Source organism: Nitratidesulfovibrio sp. 1201_IL3209, from assembly GCF_036763125.1.
Classification (GTDB): Bacteria; Desulfobacterota; Desulfovibrionia; order Desulfovibrionales; family Desulfovibrionaceae; genus Cupidesulfovibrio.
The window spans coordinates 33,266-54,853 of sequence record NZ_JBAIYT010000014.1 but is presented as its reverse complement, the minus strand read 5'-3'; the positions used below and the strand labels follow the sequence as shown (position 1 = coordinate 54,853).

Annotated in this window: 16 protein-coding genes; 5 read left to right on the top strand and 11 right to left on the bottom strand. The window is 70.1% G+C overall.

All coding sequences use genetic code 11. The features are described from left to right. Nucleotides 1-27: 27 nt before the first annotated feature. The 5 genes from V6B97_RS08490 to ehuB form a co-directional block, all read right to left on the bottom strand. Entirely contained in the window at nucleotides 28-2,295 is a 2,268-nt protein-coding gene (locus tag V6B97_RS08490; RefSeq protein WP_333506071.1) for a nitrate reductase, read from the bottom strand. Between the two features lie 162 nt (nucleotides 2,296-2,457). Beyond that, nucleotides 2,458-2,967 (bottom strand): hypothetical protein, encoded by a 510-nt coding sequence (locus tag V6B97_RS08485; protein ID WP_333506070.1) that lies wholly within the window; start codon nucleotides 2,965-2,967, stop codon nucleotides 2,458-2,460. Further along, on the bottom strand, nucleotides 2,964-3,536 hold the full coding sequence (locus V6B97_RS08480; protein WP_333506069.1) for a cytochrome c3 family protein: 573 nt from the start codon (nucleotides 3,534-3,536) through the stop codon (nucleotides 2,964-2,966). Before V6B97_RS08480 ends, V6B97_RS08485 begins: the two co-directional genes overlap by 4 nt. 409 nt (nucleotides 3,537-3,945) lie before the next feature. After that, on the bottom strand, nucleotides 3,946-7,278 hold the full coding sequence (locus V6B97_RS08475) for a PAS domain S-box protein (protein WP_333506068.1): 3,333 nt from the start codon (nucleotides 7,276-7,278) through the stop codon (nucleotides 3,946-3,948). A gap of 121 nt (nucleotides 7,279-7,399) precedes the next feature. After that, nucleotides 7,400-8,311: an ectoine/hydroxyectoine ABC transporter substrate-binding protein EhuB gene (gene ehuB, locus V6B97_RS08470; protein ID WP_333506067.1), complete on the bottom strand. Its 912-nt coding sequence runs from the start codon at nucleotides 8,309-8,311 to the stop codon at nucleotides 7,400-7,402. A 318-nt stretch (nucleotides 8,312-8,629) separates the two neighbouring features. Between ehuB and V6B97_RS08465 the strand changes: the two genes are divergently transcribed. Next, nucleotides 8,630-9,373, top strand: a complete 744-nt coding sequence (locus V6B97_RS08465; RefSeq protein WP_333506066.1) for a tetratricopeptide repeat protein — start codon at nucleotides 8,630-8,632, stop codon at nucleotides 9,371-9,373. Nucleotides 9,374-9,532: 159 nt separating this feature from the next. Here V6B97_RS08465 and V6B97_RS08460 read toward each other — a convergent pair whose 3' ends face one another. From V6B97_RS08460 to V6B97_RS08435, 6 genes are all read right to left on the bottom strand, one after another. Next, nucleotides 9,533-10,822 carry an NAD(P)/FAD-dependent oxidoreductase gene (locus tag V6B97_RS08460; protein WP_333506065.1) on the bottom strand — a complete coding sequence of 430 codons (1,290 nt, stop codon included), beginning with the start codon at nucleotides 10,820-10,822 and terminating at the stop codon, nucleotides 9,533-9,535. A gap of 222 nt (nucleotides 10,823-11,044) precedes the next feature. Next, nucleotides 11,045-13,888 carry a glycosyltransferase gene (locus V6B97_RS08455; RefSeq protein ID WP_333506064.1) on the bottom strand — a complete coding sequence of 948 codons (2,844 nt, stop codon included), beginning with the start codon at nucleotides 13,886-13,888 and terminating at the stop codon, nucleotides 11,045-11,047. A 264-nt stretch (nucleotides 13,889-14,152) separates the two neighbouring features. Further along, nucleotides 14,153-14,569, bottom strand: a complete 417-nt coding sequence (locus V6B97_RS08450) for a hypothetical protein (RefSeq protein WP_333506063.1) — start codon at nucleotides 14,567-14,569, stop codon at nucleotides 14,153-14,155. 225 nt (nucleotides 14,570-14,794) lie between these two features. Further along, nucleotides 14,795-15,820 carry a glycosyltransferase family 2 protein gene (locus tag V6B97_RS08445; RefSeq protein WP_333506062.1) on the bottom strand — a complete coding sequence of 342 codons (1,026 nt, stop codon included), beginning with the start codon at nucleotides 15,818-15,820 and terminating at the stop codon, nucleotides 14,795-14,797. Between the two features lie 65 nt (nucleotides 15,821-15,885). Continuing rightward, nucleotides 15,886-16,821 (bottom strand): ATP-binding protein, encoded by a 936-nt coding sequence (locus tag V6B97_RS08440; protein WP_333506061.1) that lies wholly within the window; start codon nucleotides 16,819-16,821, stop codon nucleotides 15,886-15,888. Nucleotides 16,822-16,910: 89 nt separating this feature from the next. Beyond that, nucleotides 16,911-17,162 (bottom strand): hypothetical protein, encoded by a 252-nt coding sequence (locus tag V6B97_RS08435; protein WP_333506060.1) that lies wholly within the window; start codon nucleotides 17,160-17,162, stop codon nucleotides 16,911-16,913. 373 nt (nucleotides 17,163-17,535) lie between these two features. Here V6B97_RS08435 and V6B97_RS08430 point away from each other — a divergent pair, with 373 nt between their 5' ends. The 4 genes from V6B97_RS08430 (at nucleotide 17,536) to V6B97_RS08415 (ending at nucleotide 21,483) form a co-directional block, all read left to right on the top strand. Then, the gene (locus tag V6B97_RS08430) at nucleotides 17,536-17,904 is read left to right on the top strand and encodes a response regulator (RefSeq protein ID WP_333506059.1); all 369 of its coding nucleotides are present in this window, start codon (nucleotides 17,536-17,538) and stop codon (nucleotides 17,902-17,904) included. Nucleotides 17,905-18,402: 498 nt separating this feature from the next. Then, on the top strand, nucleotides 18,403-20,223 hold the full coding sequence (locus V6B97_RS08425) for a sensor histidine kinase (RefSeq protein ID WP_333506058.1): 1,821 nt from the start codon (nucleotides 18,403-18,405) through the stop codon (nucleotides 20,221-20,223). Continuing rightward, nucleotides 20,220-20,711: a response regulator gene (locus V6B97_RS08420; protein WP_333506057.1), complete on the top strand. Its 492-nt coding sequence runs from the start codon at nucleotides 20,220-20,222 to the stop codon at nucleotides 20,709-20,711. Before V6B97_RS08425 ends, V6B97_RS08420 begins: the two co-directional genes overlap by 4 nt. A gap of 97 nt (nucleotides 20,712-20,808) precedes the next feature. Further along, nucleotides 20,809-21,483 carry a site-2 protease family protein gene (locus V6B97_RS08415; protein ID WP_333506056.1) on the top strand — a complete coding sequence of 225 codons (675 nt, stop codon included), beginning with the start codon at nucleotides 20,809-20,811 and terminating at the stop codon, nucleotides 21,481-21,483. Nucleotides 21,484-21,588: the final 105 nt, after the last annotated feature.

Genomic DNA, 21,588 nt, shown 5'->3' with positions numbered 1-21,588 from the left:
CCCCCGTTGTCTCTTCTCCCGCCGTGCCTACGCCTTGCGTATCCGTGCCGCGCAGATCTTGTATTCGGGCTCGCGCGAGATGGGGTCGGTGGCGTCCAGGAACAGCTTGTTGACCAGCTTTTCCCTGTCGAAGAACGGCACGGCGATGAGCCCGGTGCGGCACACGTCGCTGACGCGCGCGGGCAGGGTCATCTTGTCGCGCCGGGTTTCCACCACGCAGGCGTCGCCGTGGGCGATGCCGAGGCGCGTGGCGTCGTCGCCGTTGATCTCCACGAAGGCCGAGGGGTTGGCCTTTTGCAGTTCCGGCACCTTTCCGGTCATGGTGGCGGTGTGCCAGTGGTCGATGACGCGCATGGAGGTCAGGTACAGGGGGTAGTCGGCGTCGGGCTCTTCCGCCGCGCCCTGGTAGGGGCGCATCCACAGGGCGGCCTTGCCGTCGGGCCTGCCGTAGAAGAAGAACTTGTCCGGATGGTCGGCGGGCACGATGGGGTCTTCGCCGCGCACGTAGCGCAGCCGGGTGCCGGGGTGCTTCTCGTGGGGGCAGGGCCAGATGAGGCCCGATTCCTTGCGCAGGCGTTCGCGGGTCATGCCGTAGAAGTCGTAGGTGGTGCCCTTGCTGACGGTGCGCCATTCCTCCCACACGTCGGCGGCGTTGCGGAAGTCGACCAGCTTGGGGTCCACGCCCGCGCGCCTGGCGAACTCCACCAGGGTGTTGACGGTGGGGCGGCAGCCCTGCGGCGGCTCCACGGCCTTTTCGATGAGCGCGTAGCGGCGTTCGCCGCAGCCGTACACGCCGTCGCGCTCGCACCAGAAGGCCGGGGCCAGCACCAGGTCGGCGTAGCGCAGGGTGACGGCGTCGGGGAACGCCTCGATGACCGCGATGAACGCGTCCGGGTGGCTCATGGCCTTGTGGACCTTGTTCAGGTTGGGCAGCGTGTGGGCGGGGTTGGTCTCGCAGATCAGCAGGGCCTTCACGTCGCCCCGGCCAAGGGCCTCGAACAGGGCCACGGTGTGGTAGCCGGGCTCGGGGGCGATGGTGCCTTCGGGCACGCCCCACAACTGCTCCATCTCGGCGCGGTGCTTGGGGTTGGGGATGGCGCGGCCCGCGGGCAACAGGTGCGAGAGCGCGCCCGCGTCGCGCACGCCGCCGCAGGCGTTGGGCTGCCCGGTCAGCGAGAAGGGGGTTGCGCCGGGGCGGCAGATCTGCCCGCTGATCAGGTGCAGGTTGTGGATCAGGTTGTTGGCCCACACCCCGCGCACCCGCTGGTTGATGCCCATGCACCACAGCGACGTGGTGGCGGGCGATTCCGCGAACAGGCGCGCGGCCTGCCAGATCTGCTCCTCGGGGATGTGGCAGATGCCCGCCACCTTCTCGGGCCGGTAGTCCTCCAGGAAGGCCTTGTAGTCGTCGAAGGAGCAGTCCTTGCCCTCGTTGTCCTTGAAGGCCACGTACTTGCCCCAGAAGCGGGAGTTGTCGAGTTCCTCGTGCACCATGACCCAGGCCATGGAGTTCATCAGGGCCAGGTCGGTGCCGGGGCGGAAGGCGATGTGCAGGTCCGCGATGCGCGAGGTGTTGGTGCGGCGCGGGTCGGCCACGATGATCTTGACGCCGGGCGTGGCCTGCTTGCGCCGCGCGATGCGCCGGAACAGCACGGGGTGCGCCTCCGACGTGTTGGACCCGATGATGAAGAAGCACGAGGCCTGGTCGATGTCCTCGTAGGTGCCCATGGGCTCGTCCTTGCCGAACGAGGTCACGTAGCCGCCCACGGCCGAGGCCATGCACAGGCGGGGGTTGCCGTCCACGTTGTTGGTGCGCAGCCCCGCCTTGAAGATCTTGCTGGCCAGGTACGATTCCTCGGTCAGACACTGGCCCGAGCCGTAGTAGGCCACGGACTTGGGGCCGTGGGTGTCGATGGCCGTGCGGAACTTCCTGGCCAGCAGGTCCAGCGCCTCGTCCCAGCCGATGGGTTCGAGGGGGCCGCCCTTGGTCCTGCGCACCATGGGGCTGGTGACCCGGTCGGGCGAGTTCAGCACCGGGATGAGCAGCGCGCCCTTGAGGCACAAGAGACCCTTGTTGTGGTTGTCCGGGTCGCCCTTGATGGCCACGGCCTTGCCGTTCTTCACGCCCACGAGCACGCCGCAGCCGGTGCCGCAGTAGCGGCATACGCCCTTGACCCAGGTGTCGGGCTTTTCGTCCTGCTGGGCGGCCGATGCCGGCAGCGGCGCGCCGCTGACGGCGGCCAGCGCGGCGGACAGGGCCATGTAGCGCAGAAAATCGCGTCTGGTGCATTCCATGGTGAGCTCCTTGCTATGGGGGCATGGTTGCAACGCAGGTTTTTTGTTCGCCGGCAAGGAAAACAAGCCTGACATCAGGGAGTATACTTTTGTGGTATTCGACCTGAGGGCAGGCGACGTTTGACGAAGCCGGCGGGCAAAAGGACGCGTTGCGGGCATGCCCTAATCCAGCGTGGTCTTGGTGGTGGCTTGCCGGTTGACGTAGGCGTCGCCGTGCATGGGGTTCTGGTGGTTGGGGTGGCACGCGGAACAGTTGCCGCGCGTGCCGAACTTGGCCTCCATGCGGTCCATGCTGGGGGCGTGGCAGCGGGCGCAGATCTCCACGCCGGGGGAGCGGTTGAAGGCGATGGCCCCCTTGCCGTCGGGCTGGCCGTGGCAGGTCTGGCAGCGCACCAGGGTGATGCCGTGCTTGCCCTCGTACCAGTCCTGGGCCACGCGGGGCGTGGATTTCACGTGGCAGCCGTAGCAGTCGCCCATCTTTTCGGGCGCATCGAGGTGCCTGGCCGCCTCGCAGCGCACGCCGGGAAAGGCCAGGCGCACGTACAGGAAGAACGCGGCCATCAGCAGGGCCAGGCCCGCCAGCACGACGACCGCGCGGTTGCGCAGCAGCGGGTGGGCCAGGATGGACGTTGACCGTGAGGTCGGCGTGGTTCCCGTCGGATCGGGCGTCATGGACGTGCCTCCTTGAGCTTGGCGGCGAATTTGGCGTTGGCGGCCAGGCGCTGGTCGAAGCGCGGCAGGTGCGCCATGTTGCGGTGGCAGCCCGCGCAGCCACTGCGGGAGATGCCGTTCTTGCCCTCGTAGTTCTCGTGGGCCAGGCGTCCGGTTTCGGACACGGCGCCGTCGTTCTTGGCGTTGCGGGTCAGGTCCTGGTGGCAGGCGCGGCAGTTGGCATCGTCCACGAACCGGCGCGCCATGGGCTGCATGGCGGCCCGGTCCATATCCTCGCCCTTGCCGCCGTAGTGGGCCCAGATGTCCTTCACCCCCAGGTACGTCTTGGCGGCGACCATGCGCACAAGGCCCGTACCGGGGATGTGACATTGCGAACACCCGATGGGCGCGCCCTTGGCGTCCTTGGCGTGGGGCGAGGCGTCCAGTTCCGTCTGGTAGACCTTCATCTCGTGGCAGGACATACAGAACGCGGTGGTGGACGTGGCCTTCACGCCATAGGCGCTCGCACCGAGGGCGACCACGGCCAGGCCCACGGCCATGATCCAGAAACTTCGGGAACGGGGTGGCATGCGCATGCCTCCGGCTGAGGGTTGGGGGATTGCGAGCCCCATTGTGAAAGAATGCACAGCAAGAGGCGGGCCAGCGTGCGAGTGGTCGCTAACATGCCGTAACGACGCGAGTTCATGATGCAGGGCCGAGCCGGTCAGTCATGTTTTTCTGAAAGACTGTCAGCTATTTCTGAAAATTCGTGTTTTTCGTACAGACGGGGGTGGAGACGGAACGGAAGGCGGGGTGCGAGAGGGGGGGCTGGTTGCTGGCGCTGGAGGGGCGTGCCTGCCGGGGGCGCGGAGCCGTGCGGCGGGCCGCAAGGGGGGATGCGCAGGGTGCGCGGGGTGTGCGGACCGGGAAGGGCCGGGGTGTGCGGACCGGGCCGGGGTGGGGGGAGGTCGGTGCGGGCGGCCTGGCGGGAGGGGCGGTCTATTCCACCGGGCCCCGGCGCAACTGCATGGCCCGCAGGATGGCCCGGCGCAGCACGCCCATCTCCACCGGCTTGGCCACGTAGTCGTCCATGCCCGCCTCCAGGAACGTTTCGCGGTCGCCCACCATGGCGTGGGCGGTCATGGCCACCACGGGAATGGACGCGCGGGCGGCGAAGGCCGGGTCGGTGCGGATGGCGCGGGTGGCGGATATGCCGTCCATGACCGGCATCTGCACGTCCATGACCACGCAGTCGAACTTGGCGTGGCGCAGGGCGTCCAGGGCCTGCTGGCCGTCGGGGGCCAGGGTCACGGTCATGCCGGACTTCTCCAGCATGCGGCGCACGGCCAGCTGGTTCACGGCGTCGTCCTCCACCAGCAGCACGTGCAGCCCCGCCGGGGTTTCCGGCAGGGCGTCGTCCCTGGCGCGGCCATCGGGGTTGTCCGCCTCTCCGTGCGCGGGGGAGTGCGTTGCCCGCGCCGCCATGCGGGGATGCGCGCCCGGCAGGGCGGAAACGTCGGCATGGCGGGCGGGCATGCCCAAGCCCGCGTCGCCGGTCACGGGGGCGTCCGCCTCGGGGACATCCTGTCCCGGCGGCGGGGGCTGCCGCGTTTCGTCGGCGTCCCGCAAGGCGCCGAAGGGCAGCGAGATGAACACCGTGGTGCCCTCCCCCTGGGTGCTTTCCAGCGAAAGTTCGCCGCCCATCAGGGCCACCAGCCGCCGCACGATGGACAGGCCCAGCCCCGCCCCGCCGTGCCGCCGCACGTGCGAGCCGTCCAACTGGCTGAACGGCTCGAAGATACGTTCCAGGTGCGGCTCCGGAATGCCGATGCCGGTGTCGCGCACTTCCAGCAGCAGGTGCAGATGGGCGGGCCTGCCCGCGGGGGTGCCCCCGGCAGCGTTCCCGGCAGCGCCCGCGGGCAGGCCCAGCAGGACGAGTTCCACGGTCACCGAGCCGGAGTCGGTGAACTTTATGGCGTTGCCCACCAGGTTGAAGGCGATCTGGCGCAGCCGGGCCTCGTCGCCCACCAGCCGCGCGGGCAGGCGCGGGTCCAGCCGGATGTCCAGTTCCAGTCCCTTTTCGCGCGCGGGCAGCAGGAAGATGTCGCGGATGGACGCCGCCACACCCTCCAGCGCGAAGGGCGCGGCGCGCAGGGCCAGCCGGCCGGCCTCCACCCGCGACAGGTCCAGCACGTCGGACAAGAGCTGGGTGAGCCGCCGGGCCGAGGTGATGGCGCTGGTCAGGTAGTCCTGCTGCTCGCCGTCCAGGGCGGTGGTCTGCAGCAGTTGCAGCATGCCCAGCGCCCCGTTGAGCGGGGTGCGGATTTCGTGGCTCATGTTGGCCAGGAATTCGGACTTGGCCAGGTTGGCGGCCTCGGCCATGGCCTTTTCGCGCAGCAGGGCGGCCTCCGCCTCCTTGCGGCCGGTGACGTCCACGGCCATGCGGATCACCGCGCGGCGGCCGTCGGGCAGCGAGCCCAGCGGCGCGGAACTGAAGTCCCACACCCTGGCCGAGCCGTCGGCGCAGGTCACCGGGTGTTCGCCGTCGGCCCGGCGCGCGCCCAGGGCGTACAGGGTGTCGGTGTCGGTGGGGTGGCGCGCGGCATCGCCCGTGCCGCCATCCCCGCCGCCCGGCCCCGCGTCCTGTCCCGCGCTTTGCCCCGCATGGGGCACATGCACCGGGTCGCCGCGCATGGCCAATTCCTCCCAGCGGGCCAGGGTGGGCACGCTGCCGGGAGTGTAGCCGGAAAGTTCGCACCAGCTGCGGTTGAGGGCCAGCACGGTGCCGTCCTCGTCGTGGATCATCACCGGCACGGGCGCTTCCTCGATGGCCGCGCGGAACTGCCGTTCGCTGGCCAGCAACTGGCGGCGGGCCGCGTACTGGGCGCTGACGTCGGTGAACACCAGCACCGCCCCGGTGATCTCGCCGGCCGCGTCGTGGATGGGGGCGGCGCTGTCCGAGATCTGGTATTCCGCGCCGTCGCGAGCCAGCAGCAGGGTGTCGTTGGACAGTTCCACCACCTGGCCGGTGCTCACGGCGCGGGCCACGGGGTCGGGCACCGGTTCGCGCGTGCCGCCGGAGACGATGACGAACACCTCGCCGATGTGCCGCCCCCTGGCTGTGCCGAAGGGCCAGCCGGTCAGCCGTTCGGCCACCGGATTCATCAGGGTGACGCGTCCGGCGCGGTCGGTGGCCATCACCGCGTCGCCGATGGAGCGCAGGGTGACGGCCAGGTTCTCGCGGCTGGTGCGCAGGGCCTCTTCGGCCTGGCGGCGGGCGGTGACGTCGGAATGGGTGCCCACGAAGCGCAGCGGCGCGCCGTCTTCCGCAAGGGACATCACCTTGCCCCGGGCCAGCACCCAGATGTACGAGCCGTCCTTGCGCCGCATGCGGTATTCCGAGCGGTAGGTGGCGGTGGCGCCGGAAAGGTGCAGGTCCATGTCGGCCCGTACGCGCTGCCGGTCGTCGGGATGCACCCGGCCTTCCCACTCGCGGAGCGAGGCGCCGATCTCGTGTTCCCCGTACCCCAGCAGTTCCTTCCAGCGGGGCGAAAGGAACAGCTCACCGGTGCGGATGTTCCAGTCCCACACGCCGTCGCCGGGTCCTTCCAGGGCGAACTGCCAGCGTTCCTCGCTGTCCACCAGGGCCATCTCGGCGGCGCGGCGGCGGTCGGCGGCCACCTTGAACAGCAGGGTGAGGCCGCACAGAAAGCCCATCCACAGCACGAAGACCACCCGCGTCAGGCGGCTCTGGCGCTCGGCATCCTCCACGAAACGGACGAAGACGTTGCGCTCCAGCGCGTCGCCCAGCCGGTCCAGTTCGGTGAAGGCCCTCCGCTGTTCCAGCACCAGCAGGGGGCGCTCCTCGCGCGGCGTGGAAAGGCGGGCGTTGGTGGTGCGGTCCAGCGCGGTGATGCCGTCGGCGTAGATGCGCAACTGGGCCGCCAGCATTTCCGGCGCGTCGTCACGGAAGGGACGGACGGCGGGAATGGCGGGGACGCCCGGAATGGCGTGGCCGGGCAGGGCGCCGCCCGGCGCCAGCAGTTCGTCCACGGCATCGTACAGCCTGCCTGCGCCCTGCTCGAAATAGGCGCCGTGGATGCCGGGCAGGATGTCGGTGTCGCCCGCCAGTTGGCGTTCCGCGGCCAGTTGCCCCTTCAGCAGGTCGGCCCGGGCGATGCGCAGCGCCTTCACCACCGGCAGGAAGCCGCGCAGGCTGGCGTGCCAGCCGTGGTTGACCCACAACAGCAGGACGCCGGAGCACACCAGCGCCAGGATGCCCCCGGCGATGGCGATGTTGCGGCTCTGCGAGATGACGGGGCGTCTGGTCATGCTGCGGGTCCTGTGGTGGATGTGCCGGATGTGCCGGATGTGCCGGACGTGGCTGGCGTGGCGGTCGTGGCGGGTTCGGCGTCCATGGGATGGAGGCGTGCGATGCGCGGCCCGCGCCGGGTCAGTCGCCGGGGACGCGTCCGTCGGGGGCGCGTCCGGCGGAGGCGCGTCCGTCGGGGATGGACCAGGGGGGCAGGGTGGTGGCGTCGAAGCCGAAGGGCCGCACCAGCGCGAGGTGCTCCGGCGAGCCGATGAAGGTGCGCAACTGCTCGTTCACCCTGGCCGCAAGGGCTGCGTCTTCCTTGCGGAAGGCGAAGGCGCACAGCCCGGCCACGGACCTGCCCTCGATGACCGGCTGGGCGAACGGCCGCGCGGCCTCCAGTTCGTCCGGCTGCTGGCGGGCCAGCAGCACCACCGTGGGGCCGGAAAGGGCCAGGCCGTCCACGCGGCCCTTGCGCACGGCGGTCATGCCCGCGTGCGCGTCGGGCACCAGAAGCAACCGCTCGGCGGGCATGCCCAGCAGCAGCAACTGGCGGTGCTCCACGGCGCCGTCCAGCACGGCCACGGTGACCTCGCCGCGCCCGGCGAGCGAGGCGTAGTCGTGCAGGTCGCGCGGGTTGCCGCGCCGCACCAGCAGGCCCTGCCCCACGGTGCTGGAGGGCAGCGAAAAGGCCACGCGCGCCGTCCGGTCGGGCGTGATGAACATGCCCGCCGCGATCATGTCGATGTGCCCGGCCAGCAGGTCGGGGATCAGGGCGTTGAAGTCGCCGAGCACCCAGCGCACCCGGGTGATTCCCGCGCGGGTCAGCACCGCACGGGCCACTTCCGGGGCCTCGCCGGTCACGGTGCCCTCGGGGGTACGGTAGGCGTACGGGGGTTCCAGGGCGTAGCCCACCCGCACCGTGCCCCCACGCCACGCCGTATTGTCCGGTTCGGGCAGTTCAAGCAGCAGGAAGAGCAGGGCCGTCACCGCGCAGGCCAGGGCGACGAAGCCGAGCAGTGAAGAACCGGGGCGCGGACGTCTGGTGGGCATGGGGCTTGCGTGTCCTGTGGCTGGGCGCGGCGCGCGTGCGTCGGCCGGAACCGTTTTGCCGCCGCTGTGCCATACGCCGGCGTATCGGAACATTATTCTTTGCCGCATGGAGGCACGGCGTCAATTGGGGGTTACCGCGCCACCCTCCGGGGAGCGCCCATGCTGATGGTAGGGTTGCCCCGCTACGTGCGAAGGGGAACGCGCAATGCGGTGTAACGGTCTTGACATGGAGGGGCAGGCAATGAAGTATGCGACAACCCACCGCCTTGGGGAGGGCAGGACATCGGTCGCGCCCTGGCGCGCAGCAGGGGAGAACCCGTGCACGACGAACAGTATCCGGTCATACTCGGCGTCTATTCATTGCAGCAGGATGCCGTGGTGGGCATAGGCGGCACCGCGTCGCAGCAGCGGCAGGTCACCTATTGGTATGCACGCAAACTTGATGCGGGCACCTGCGAAGTGCAACCGCTCAACGTGCACCATGTGCCGTCTGGCATTCGTAAATCAATGGAAGAACTTGATTTTCTTCGTTCGTACATGCCGGAACCGCTGTACTACAAGCATCATACGGTACCGGCGCTGGCGTCCCTGCACCGCAAGCTGGCCGAAGGCGAGGCCTGCCTTGCCGAACTGCGCCTGGACGATGCGGAACGGGCGTTCATCAAGGCGCTGATGATCGACGACCTGAACGTGCCCGCCAACTTCGGCCTGGGCGAGGTGTACGCGGAAAAGAAGGACGTGGCCCGGCTGCGCAAGGTGCTGAACGTGCTCATGGGCAGCGACGAGGCGTTCCTGACGGAACACCGGGTGCGCTTCAACAAGTTCGGCATCAGCCTGCGCAAGAACGGGCACTTCGACGATTCGCTGCGCTTCTACCACAAGGCGCTGGAATGTCGCGAGGACGAACACCTGCATTTCAACATCGCGCGGGTGCACTTCGACAAGGGCGATACCGGCGCCTGCATGGAACACCTGACCAGGGCCCTGGCCATGCGGCCCGACTTCACCGAGGCGCAGCGCTTCCTGACCTTCTGCGGCGGCCGGACCTGCTCCGGCCTGTAGCGGGGCCGGGCGCGACGCCGCGCGATGTTGAGTTCGAAACGAGGACGGCCGTCACGCGAAGTGGCGGCCGTCGTGCGTTGCGGGGGAAGTGGGGACTTCGTCGCCGCGTTTCCTGCGGTTGTGCAGGGGGGTGCCGTCGCCCGGCCGGGGCACGTGGCATCAGGCCGGGGCATCCCATGGGCATTCGCCGGGCCGGGCGCCGCCCGGCGGCAAGTGGCGGCGCATGAACAGGGTGTCGATGGCCCGCTTGAGCAGGAAGGCCGGGCGGCCGCCGAAGCACAGCGCCGCGCCCCCCAACGGGCGGTGCAACACCCCCGTGCCCGCGCCGGTGTCCAGCACCAGCAGATGGCCGGGCCGGGGAACGTAGGGGACGAGGGCGGGCTGGCCGGATGGCCGGGATGCGTCCGTGGAGCGCCGCGCATGCCCGTCCAGCCGGGCCGCCAGGTTGGCGGCCAGCACGGGCCCCTGGCGCACGGCGTGCACCCCCACGCGGGGGAGCGGTGCCGGGGTGAAGTGGATGCAGTCGCCCCCGCCGAACAGGTCCGAGTGGGCGGGGCAGCGCAGGTGCGCGTCCACGGCAAGGCTGCCGTCCGGCCCCACGGGCAGGCCCGATGCGGCGAACAGCGGCGGCGGGGCCACGCCGGTGGCCGCCAGCACCACATGGGCGGGCAGGGTGCGGCCGTCGTCCAGCAGCACGCCGTCCGTTTCGACACGTACGGCCCGCGCGCCCTCGACGATGCGCACGCCGCGCGTCGCGGCCACCGCGCGGCACAACGCGCGCGCCCGTTCCGGAAGATCGGGCAGCAGCCCGCGCCCGGCCACGAGAGTCACCGAATCCCCGGCGGGTACGGTGGGGATGGCGTTGCCCCGCGCCCGGGCAAGGCACACCGCCGCGTTGCAGGCCACCTCCAGCGCGGCCGGGCCGCCGCCCGCCGCCACCACGTGCACCGGACCGCGCGCGGCCAGCCGCAGCAGCGCCTGCCGGGCACGATACAGGTTCTCGATGGGCTTGACCGGCAGCACTGGCAGCACCGGCAGCATAGGGGGTATCGACGGTATCGACGACACCGGGGGCATGCCGCCAACGTCCGGCCCGTCCCCGCCGCAGGGCAGGGAATGCGTCACCACCGACCCCACGTTGCACGAGCACACGTCGTACTCCAGCCGCAGGCCGGAGGCGAAGTGCACGGCGTGCCCCGGCGCGTCGATGCGCACGGCCGTGCCGGTGATGAACGCGCCGCCCGCCGCCTCCACCATGCGCCGCACCGGCAGGGCCATGGCCTGCGGCGGGTACGTGCCGCCCAGCACGCCGGGGCCCATGCCGGAATAGCAGTGGCAGGGGCCGGGTCCGGCCACGGTCACCGTATGTCCGCGCGCCACCAGCGCGGGAATGGCGCGGATGGCGTCGAGGTGGGCGTGCCCCGCGCCGAGCAGCAGCAGGCGGGCCATGGGGTCTCCTTGGATGGCGTGGGAATGGCTGCCCGACCGTAGCAGCGGACGCGGGGCGCGGCAACGCGCCGGGGCGGGGCGGCAAGACCGCCCTGCGCGCGCCGCCCTTTCTCCCGGCGTTTCCGCGCCCGTCCTCCACCGCGACCGCCCCGCACTCCATGCGGAATGCGGGGCGGCGTGCGGGAGGGGGACGGGGCTGGAGGCTGCGGAAACGATGTCTACCTATGCGGCGTTGCGGTCGCGGTACATGGCCCACTGTTGCAGGAAGGCCGCCTCGAAGGACCGGCTTTCGGCGTAGGCGCGGGCGGCGGCGCGCATGGCGTCCAGCCGGGCCGGGTCGGCGGCCATGTCCAGCATGGCCCGGGCCATGGCCGTGGCGTCGCCTTCCGGCACGATGGCCCCGGTGCGGCCGGGCAGCAGGTTTTCTTGCGGCCCGCCCTTGTCGGTGACCACCACCGGCAGGCCGGATGCCTGCGCCTCCAGCACCACGTTGCCGAAGGTGTCGGTGCCGGAGGGAAACACGAAGACGTCCGACGAGGCGTAGGCGTTGGCCAGGTCGTCGCCGGTGAGGTACCCGGTGAAGGTCACCGGCAGACCGCGCAGGGTCTGTTCCAGTTCGGCGCGGGCCGGGCCGTCGCCCACCAGCACCAGCCGCAGGTGCGGGGCACGGGCCGCCACCAGCCGGTAGGCGTCGGCCAGCACGTGCAGGTTCTTTTCGCGCGACAGGCGTCCCACGTACAGGAAGCGCACCGGCTGGGCCGCCGGGCGGGACGCGCCTGCCCCGGCGCGTGCCTCCCCGCTGTCCGGGAACGAGCGCGGCAGGGTCACGGTGCTGCCGTCGTAGCGGCTGAAGAACCCGTTGCGGCGGGCCGGGGTGAAGGTTTCGGTGTCGATGCCGCGCGGGTAGAAGGCGATGCGCTCGCGCGCGATGCCCCGTTCCGCCAGTTCGTCGCCGGTGGCGTGCGAGGGCACGTATACCCGGTCCATCTGGTTGTAGTACCAGATCATGTACCGCCACATGGCTTCTTCCAGCCCGGCGTCCTCGGTCAGCATCATCACGTACTGCGGGAAGGCGGTGTGGTAGGTGGCGTGGATGGGCAGGCGCAGGATGCGCGCCGCCGCCAGCGCCACCAGCCCCACCGGGCCGGGGGTGGCGGAGTGCAGGTGGGTGAAGCCCTGGCGGTAGCAGTGGTCCAGGATCTTCAGCACCGGCGGGTAGTACAGGGCAAGGCCGGGGTACTCCGGCATGGCGAACGAGCCGATGGGCCGGAAGGTGAACACGTCGGAACGGTCGGCCAGTTCCGGGTCGGCCACGCCGTCGGGCGCGCAGGTGATGACTTGCAGGCGCTTGTCGTTGCGGCGGGCGATGTCCAGTTGCAGTTGCAGGGTGCGGGCCACGCCGTTGACGTCGTAGAAGGTGTCGGTGAAGTGCCCCACGTGCAGGCGGCCCGTGGCGTGCCATTCATCGGCATGGGCATCGGCATGGGCGTCAGCATGGGCGTCGGCCCCGGCGTCGGGGGTGGCGCCGGTGGAATGGGGGGCATGGGGCCGGGGACCGGAAGGCGTGCCCCCCTGCGCGTGCGCCCCGCGCCCGGCCTCCGCCTCGTGCGGCAGGAAGTGGTCGCGGCAGGCGCGGGCGAAGGCGCGGTCCTTGGTGAACAGGGTGTACCCCACGAAGTACGGGGCCAGGATGGCGTAGAGCGACCCTGCCGAGCCCACCACGTTGAACACGCTGAACAGGTCCGCGCCCATGGCGTTGTCCAGCAGGGTGTCGGCGAAGGTGCGCAGCACCCGTTCCGAGGCCTGGTCGGCAAAGCGCATCCAGGCGCGCTCGGTGCGCTCGCCGGTGATGTCGGCGGCGGGGCCGTCCAGCAGGGCGCGCAGTTCCGGGTCGTTGCGGATGATGTCCGCCGCTTCCGTTTGCAGATGGTCCTGCACCGTGCGCGGGGTGGAGCCGGAAAACGACAGCTTCGGGCGGCGGTACCCGATGAGCCCGTGCAGCCTGGTCAGCAGGCCGCCTTCCGGTTCCGGCGCGCCGGTCAGCACCCGGTCGGCGAAGCGCAGCACCGTGTCGCGGTTGACGTGGCGGGCCAGGCCGAAGCGCTGTTTGTAGAACTGGTAGGCGATGGAATACAGGTTGTGGGCCATGGTCACCGGGGTGGCGGCGCTGCCGTGCGGCGTGCCGCGCCCTTCCATCACCCCGCGCAGGGCGTCGCGCACGCGGCCGTGCCCCACGCCGGAAACCCCCTCGATGATCGTGTGGCTGCGGGCGATGTTCAGCGAGGAATGGTCGTCGGACCCGGCCATGAGGTGCTTCACCCACGGCCGTTCCATGCGCGGGGTCATGTCCTGCCGGTCGGCCATGGCGTCCATGTCGGCCGGGGTCAGCCCCTGCACCACGGCCCGCAGGATGCCGTTCTGGAAGTCGTCGCGCGAGCCGTTCAGCTCGAACACCCGGAAGAGCAGCAGCAGCCGTTCCATGTGGTCCAGGGTCAGGCGTTCGTTCAGCGAGTACATGGCGTGGGCGCAGGCGTGGGGAATGCCCGACACGGACAGGTAGTCCACCAGGTCGTAGATGTTCTCGCGCAGGCGGGTGATGTCCGCGTGGTGGACCTCGGTCAGGTCCCAGGCCAGCACGTGGATCTTGCAGCGGTCTTCGGGGAAATAGGCGGTGATTTCCTCGCTGACGAAGGTGTGGTCCAGGTGGGCGATTTCGAGGCTGCCCGCCAGGGTGTTGTGGTCGGTGATGGTGACCAGGTCCATGCCCCGGCGGCGGGCGATGTCGTACAGCGCCCTGGGGTCGGTGTAGCTTTCCGCGCAGCCCAGCTTTTGCAGAATCCACTGCGAGGGGCGGGTGGAGTGGCGCGAGTGCACGTGCAGGTCAACGGAGAGCGGGGGCGAAAGGGACGGGGCCGCCGGGGGGGCCGGGGAAGAAGAGGACCGCGCGGACGCTGTGCCGCCCGTGCCCGCGCGGGACGTGGATGCGTCTGCTGACGCGTCTGGTGACGCGCCGGGTGCGGCGGGGGAAGCGGAACGGGGTGCGCCGGTGGATTGGCCGGTAGCCATGGGGTGCGACCTCCTGCGGGTTCCGGGGCCGCGCGTGGCGGTGCGAGCGCGCAGGCGCGGCGGCGGGTTGGGCGATTCTGGAAAGAGTCTACAGATCGCCTGACGGTGTTGCAGGAGCAATGCGCCCCGGCGGTGGCGCATGCGTGACGATGCCGTGAATCTTGCGGACGGTTGGGTGACGTTGTGGCGGCGGGCACCCGGAGGGGCAAGGAGGGGGCTTGGAAGGGCGGCGCCGCGTGGCGCGGGACGTGGAGGGCGGGAGCCCTAAGCGCGACGGCGCCTCACGGTAATCAGATTGCCGAAGATGGCGAGATACACCAGCGAACAAGGGACCACCAGCCCGAAGAGGTCTTTGGCATAGGCGTCCTCTGGAGTGCTCCAGAACCACAGCGGGTTGAAAATGGGACCGTCGGGATTGGGCGCGAACAGGTCATTGCGGCCTGAGTAGATCATGAGAAAGAGCATGACCACGCTGTAGCCGATGACCCACCCCATGGCGTGTTGCAGGGCGGCCTCGTCGCGCAGGCCGCGCAGGGCCAGCGTGATGACCCACAGCCGTACCCCGATGGCAGCGGCCTGGTGCAGCAGGCCCACCTGTTCCGGCGCGCCGCCGACGATCCACACCACGAAGTCCAAGACGCCGAACAGAATCAGCAGGGCAACGGTGATGCGGCGTTTCATGCGGGCCTCCCGGCGGGCGGGGCAGATGCGGAACGGGGCAAGGGGCGGCAAAGCGAGCGTGAATCACGTGCGCCGAAACGGGAGCAACGTCCTTTCGATAGCGCGGTTGGCGTGCGGACGAAAGCGGGCCGCGCGGCACGGGACGGATGCGGAAAGAACGCGCGGGCGGAGTGTTGCCGCTGCCGGGGTGGTTGCCCCATGCCGGAACGCGTGACAGGCCGCCCGCTACGCCGCCAATATGTAGTCCCGACCCTGCACGTAGCCCACGCCGTCAAGGAATTCCGTCAGTTCTTCCGCCGCGCCGTGCCCGGCCAGATACGCCACCAGAAACCCCTTGCCCGGCGCGGGCATGGCCTCGCGGCCCAGCACGGGCAGGCCGTCCACCCGGTTGCCGATCTTGCGCGGGTCGATGTCGATCCACGCCCGCACGGCAATGCCCTGCTCCATCAACTGGCGCGCCCGGCGGCGGCTGGCGCGGCCCGCGCCCACCACCCACACCTCGGGGTGGTGCGGATTGTGCCGGGCCAGCCAGCGGGCCAGGTACAGCCCCTTCAGGGTGTAGAAGCCGTCTTCCGCGTAGTTGGGGTGGGTGCGTGAAAGGCGGCCCGGCGGGTCGTTCCAGGTCAGCAGGGTGTGCGGCAGCTTGGCCATGGCCACGCCCGCGTCCAGCCAGCGCAGCCACAGTTCGTAGTCTTCCGGGAAGGGGCCGTCGGCGTACGCGCCGTGCATGCCCGGCAGTTCCGCGCGGAACATCACGGAGGGGTGCGCGAAGGGCGATTCGCGGAAGCGGGCCAGGGCGATGTCCGCGGGGTCCAGCAGGGTGTTGGTCCAGTCCACGTGGCGGGCGTAGCCGCCGCAGCGGTGGCGGTCGCCGCCGAAGGCCACGCGGCAGCCCACCAGGCCCATGTGCGGGTGGGCGTCCAGATAGGCGCATTGCAGGGCCAGGCGCTGCGGGTGGCAGGTGTCGTCGGCGTCCATGCGCGCGATGTATCGGCCGCGCACAAGGGCAAGACCGTGATTCAGCGCGGCCACGATGCCGCCGTGGGGGATGCGCGCCGGGCGGATGCGGGCGTCGCGCCCGGCAAAGGCGGCGAGCAGGGCGGGGGTGGCGTCGGTGGAGCCGTCGTCCACGGCCACCACCTCGAAGTCCGCGCCCGTTTGCCGCAGCAGGCTTTCCAGCGTGGCGGGCAGGGTGGCGGCGGCGTTCCAGACGGGCAGCACGACGCTGACGGCGGGGCGGGGCTGGGGCATGGCGGCGCGGGTTGGGGTGAAAACTCCGGGAGGGGGAGTCGCCTCCCTCCCCCCGTCATGTGTTCCTATCCTTCGATGACCGCGTCACCCGCCCCATCCCTCTTGTCGCGCAGGGCGTCGCGGATGCGGCAGACCCCGCACACCTCGTTGGAGGTGGGGTAGCCGCAGCGGGTGCAGGGGGTCAGGTCCACGCCGTCCTCGCTGTCGGCGCGGGCGAACACCGGGCGGCCGCGTTCCAGGAAGCCCTGGTAGAAGTCCAGCTTGCGGCCGGGCATTTCTTCTTCCAGGTCGGTCCACAGCTTCTTGTAGAAGGTGAAGCTGGCCCCGCCGGAGTAGGGGCAGGGCGCGTAGTGATGCTCGATGCCCATGAGAAAGGCGTAGTTGGCGGTCTCGAATTCGGTGAGCCGCCACAGGGGCTTCACCTTGCGGGCAAAGCCGCCGTCTGCGGCAAGGTCGGGGCCCTGGTCGCTCAGGTAGGCCACGTCCCAGCGCAGGGTGTTGCTGAACAGGCGGGCGATTTCGTCATCGAGGTTGTGGCCGGTGGCCAGCACGGTGAAGTTTTCGTCCAGCGCGGTCTTGTTGAAGAAATAGCGTTTGATCTTGCCGCAGGCCGAGCACACCGGCCGGTTCAGCCGGGCCTTCACGTCGGGAATGGCAAGGCCCTCGGCCCCCATTTCCTTCACGATCAGGTTCAGTCCGTGCTTTTGGCAGAAGCGTTCCACCACCCCGCGCGCGGCGGGCGAGGAACCGGGAATGGCCAGGTCGATGTGCAGGCCGGTGACGTCGTAGCCCTGCCGCGAAAGTTCCAGCATCAGGCTCAGCGAATCCTTGCCGCCGGAAAGGGCGACCAGGATGCGGTCGTCATGGGTGAACAGCTTGCGTTCCTTGATGCCGCGCTCCACCTGCCGGGTGAAGAACAGCAGGAAGCATTCGGCGCAGAAGCCGGTATGGTGGCTGGGCAGGGCGACGACGGCCGTCTCCTTGCAGCGTTTGCATTTCATGGCGGGTGATCCTTTCGGGTTGCGGTGCGTGCGGTGCCCATTCTGAAGGGCGCCGGCCACAGCCTGGGAGTGGGAATCGCCGCTGTCCGTTATCCACTGGATGTGACGATGCGTATCAACAACTCGTCATCCGGCAGCACTTCGCGGTCGGGAGTCAGCAGGCCGCCGTCGCGCACGACGATGGCCGTGGCGGGGCGGATGCCCAGCTTGCGCAGCACTTGCAGCACGGTCTTCTCGCGCGGCATGGTCAGCAGCTGTTCCTTGGGTTGCAGGCGCACCGTGATGGTGCGCGGGACGAACGCGCGGCGTTCGCCGGGGGTGGTTTCCGGGGTGTGTTCCATGTCCCGTCTCCGGGTGAAGGTTCGGGGGAAGGGCGCGGCCGCAACGTTTTCCACGGCGGCGCCCGGGCCGCGTACCGGAAGCGCACCATACCCGTTTGCGCCCCGATGGCAAGGTGCGGCGCCCCTGCGGCAGGGGCGGCCCGGAGGGCGCGTATCCTTGGGCTCGCGGCAATGACGGGGGAGCGCGCAGACCCCCGCCCGGGCGTGAAGATGCCGCGCCGCCGGGGCGGGTTGCTTGTCTTCATCGCGCGCCTGTACTATTCTCTGCAAAGGTGCGGGGACAGCACGCCGCCCGCACGCCCATGTGCCAATGTGGCGGCGCGTCGCCCCGCAGGCCCCTTCCCCCAGCGTCCCGAGCCTTCGGAGGTGAACCATGTCGGCCAAGAAGATCCTTGTCGTGGACGATGAAAAGCACATCCGCATGCTGTACCAGGAAGAGCTGGAGGGCGAAGGCTACACCGTGGCCGTGTCCGACGGGCGCGAACCCATCCTCGACGTGGTGGCGCGCGAAAAGCCCCTGGTGGTGGTGCTCGACATCAAGCTGGGGCCGGACATCTCGGGCCTGGACCTGTTGCAGGAAATCCGCCGGGGTGACCCCACCCTGCCGGTCATCCTGTCCACCGCCTACGATTCCTTCCAGCACGACCTGAAGTCGGTGGTGGCGGACTACTACGTGGTCAAGTCCGTGGACCTCACGGAACTGAAGGCCAAGGTGGCCCTGGCCATCGAAAAGCGTTCCTAGCACCCGTCTCTCTTGCCGCGCCCTGTCCGTCGCGCCCCGCGCTGGCCCGTGGCGGTGCGTCCGCGCCATTCTTCGCGCAGGTGGCATGCCCCTTGCTTTTGTCCCTTGGGGGCGGGTCCGGGCTTGCGCGATATTGCGCGATAGCCGTCGCCGTGCGGCCGATACGCGGATTGCGTGCCGCGTGCGCCTGCCCGTGCCGCCCGGCGCGGCCCGCCCCGTTTTACGCCGTTCGTCCCCGGCCCGCCGGGCGCGCGCCAGACGTTTGCCAGATGTTCGCCAGACGTTCGCCAGAGGTCCGCCGGACGCGCGCGGGCTGCATCGCGCCGTCCGCGCATCCGGTGGCAGATGCGCCGCGCCGCCCGGAAACGCGGCTGCGCGTTGCGTCGCGCGCGGTGAACGCCCTTGCGCGGCGGGCGCCGCTTCGCCCGCAGGGGCGGCCCGCCCCCGGACCGGCGGTTCGCCGCGCCGCGCCGTGCCGCGTCAACCCCAGAGGTGCCCATGCCAGACTCCCTGTTCCCCGTCGGCCGCCGCGTCGCGCTGAACCGGCTCATCTACATGGGCATCCTGGTGGCGTCGGTGCTGCCGCTGGTGCTGATCCTGGGGGTCATGAACCTGCACCTGGGGGTGTCGTTCCGCGAGATGGTCTTCGGCCAGGCGCGCGAGATCGCCGACCGGCACAGCCAGAAGATCGACGACTTCCTGCACGAACGTCTGGCCAGCGTGCAGATGCTGGTGGAGGCGCAGGGCGCGGGCCTGCTGGACCCGGCCAACCTCAACCGCAAGCTGGAAGCCATGCGCAGCGCCTACGGCGGGGTGTACGTGGACCTCGGCATGGTGGACGAGCGCGGCATCCAGCGGGTGTACGCCGGGCCCCACCGCCTGGAAGGCACGGACTATTCCCGCGAGAACTGGTTCCTCCAGGCCGGCGCGCGCGACGTGTTCATCAGCGACGTGTTCCTGGGCGTGCGCAAGTCGCCCCACTTCATCGTGGCCGTGAAACTGATGATCGACGGCAGGGCCTGGATCCTGCGCTCCACCATCGATTTCGCCAGCTTCGTCTCGCTGGTGGAGGACATCCGCGTGGGGTCCACCGGCCAGGCCTGCATCATCAACCGCAGCGGGGAATTCCAGACCTCCGGCGGCCGCCATGCGCCGGGCGACGGCACCCAGCTGGCGGAGTTCGCCCGCAGGGTGTTCGGCGGCGGCATCGCGGGCATGGAGCAGGAGCGCGCCTTCGAGGAAGGCGACATGCTCTACGCCATGTCGCGCCTGAAAGGCGGCGACTGGGTGCTGGTCTTCCAGCAGTCCTCGCGCGAGGCGTTGCAGGGCCTGCACGCGGCGCAGCGCACCCTGTTCCTGGTGCTGGGGCTGGCCTCCATCGCGGTGCTGGTGCTGGGCATGTTCCTGGCCCAGCGCATCATCGAGCGCATCGACGGGCTGGAGCGCGAGATGGCCGCCCTCAACGCCCAGGTGGTGGAGGCGGGCAAGCTGTCCGCCCTGGGCGAGATGGCGGCGGGCATCGCCCACGAGATCAACAACCCCGTGGCCATCATGATGGAGGAGGCGGGGTGGATAGAGGACGTGCTGGGCGAACTGCAGGAGCAGGACGCCGTGCGCGAGATAGGCGACAGCGCCCGGCAGATCCGCACCCAGGGGGTGCGCTGCCGCGACATCACCCACAAGCTGCTCAGCTTCGCCCGCCGCTCCGACCGCGAGGTGCACGCGGTGGACATCAATGCCATGGTCACCGAGATGGTGGAGCTTTCCGGCCAGAAGGCGCGCACCGTCAGCGTGCACGTGGTGGTGGCCCTGGCCGAGGGGTTGCCGCCGGTGGCCGCCTCGCCCTCCGAATTGCAGCAGGTGTTCCTGAACCTGTTCAACAACGCCTTCGACGCCATGGAAGGTTCCGGCGGCACCCTGAAGGTGGCCACCCTGATGAGCGACAGCGGCATGGTGGCCGTGAACGTGGCCGACACCGGCCCCGGCATGCCGGAAGCCATCCTGCAACGCATCTACGACCCGTTCTTCACCACCAAGCCGGTGGGCAAGGGGACGGGGCTCGGGCTGTCCATCTGCTACGGCATCGTCAACAAGATGGGCGGCGAGATAAAGGTCAGCAGCATCGTGGGGGTGGGCACCACCTTCCAGGTGCTGCTGCCGCCGTACGACCCGGCGATACACGCGGCGCAGGCCGCGCAGGGCGCCGGACGGCTGGCGGGCGGGGAGCAGGCGGCCTTCTGTCCCGCGCCGCGCGCCGTGGCCCAGGCCGTCACGAACCGCAAGGCCCCGGACAACGGGGCCACGGAGGATAGTGCATGAGCGAAACCCACTCCCACACGCCGCCGCCGGGTGCGCCGTCCGGAGCAGGTCCGGGTGATGATCCGGGCGTTGGTTCGGGCGCTGGTCCGGGCGCCGGTCCGCAAGATTCCGCCACGCCGGTGCGGCTGCTGCTGGTGGACGACGAGGCGGGCTTCATCCGGGTGATGCAGAAGCGCCTTGCCCGGCGCGGCTACGTGGTGGACACGGCGGGCAGCGGCACGGACGCCCTGCGCGCGCTGCGCGGCGCCACCTACGACGCGGCGGTGTTCGACCTGAAAATGGACGACATGGACGGCTTCGAACTGTTGCGCGTGGTGCGGCGCATGGCCCCGGAAATGGCGGTGATCATGCTGACCGGCCATGGCGGCGCCGAAGAGGCCCGCGAGGGCATGCGCCTTGGCGCGACCGGATACCTGCTGAAGCCCTGCGAGATGGAGGAACTGGTCTGCGCCATCGAGCGGGCCCTGGGGCGCGGCGCGGCGGGCTAGCCCGCGCGCGACGTGCGCACTGGGCGCAACGGGCGCAAGGCCCGCGCGGCCGTGCGCCCCTTGCCCTGCCTCCGCCTTCGTGGTAGCCGCAGGGGTCATGTTCGAAACCGACATCGCCGCCAAAGTAAAGCTGCTGGCCGCCGCCTTCGTGCCCATGCTGCTCGGCATGGTCTGCCACGAGGTCGCGCACGGCTGGGCCGCGTGGAAACGCGGCGACCCCACCGCCAAGATGCTGGGCAGGCTGACCCTGAACCCGCTGCCGCATCTGGACGTGATGGGCTCGCTGCTGTTCGTGTTCACCGCCCTGACCAGCCCCTTCATCCTCGGCTGGGCCAAGCCCGTTCCCGTGAACCCCCGCTATTTCCGCTCCATCCGGCGCGACATGGCGCTGGTTTCCGTGGCCGGTCCGCTCACCAACATGCTGGTGGCCCTGGGGTTCGCCCTGTGCCTGCGGCTGCTCACGCTGGCCATGCCCGTCGCGCTCTGGGGCGGCCACGGCGTGTACGACTTTTTCCTGTATATGTTCTTCGTGGGCATAAAGGTGAACTTCATGCTGGCATGGTTCAACCTGCTACCCATTCCGCCGCTGGACGGCGGCAGCATTCTCGCGGGCGTCCTGCCGCGTTCCGTCAGCTGGCATTACCAGAAGATGGAGCGCTACGGGCTCATCGTGCTGGTGGTGCTGCTGGCCACGGGCATGCTGTTCCCGATCCTGTCCCCGCTGGTGCAGAATTCGCTGGCGTTCACCCTGTGGCTCGTTGGGCTTGAATAGCCCCGCCCGCCTTCGTCGGCGCCGGGCGCGGTCACGGCCCGGCCTCGCCGTGTTTTTCGAAATTCCGCACGATGCGCGCCCATGCCGTCCGCGCGCCGCGCTACG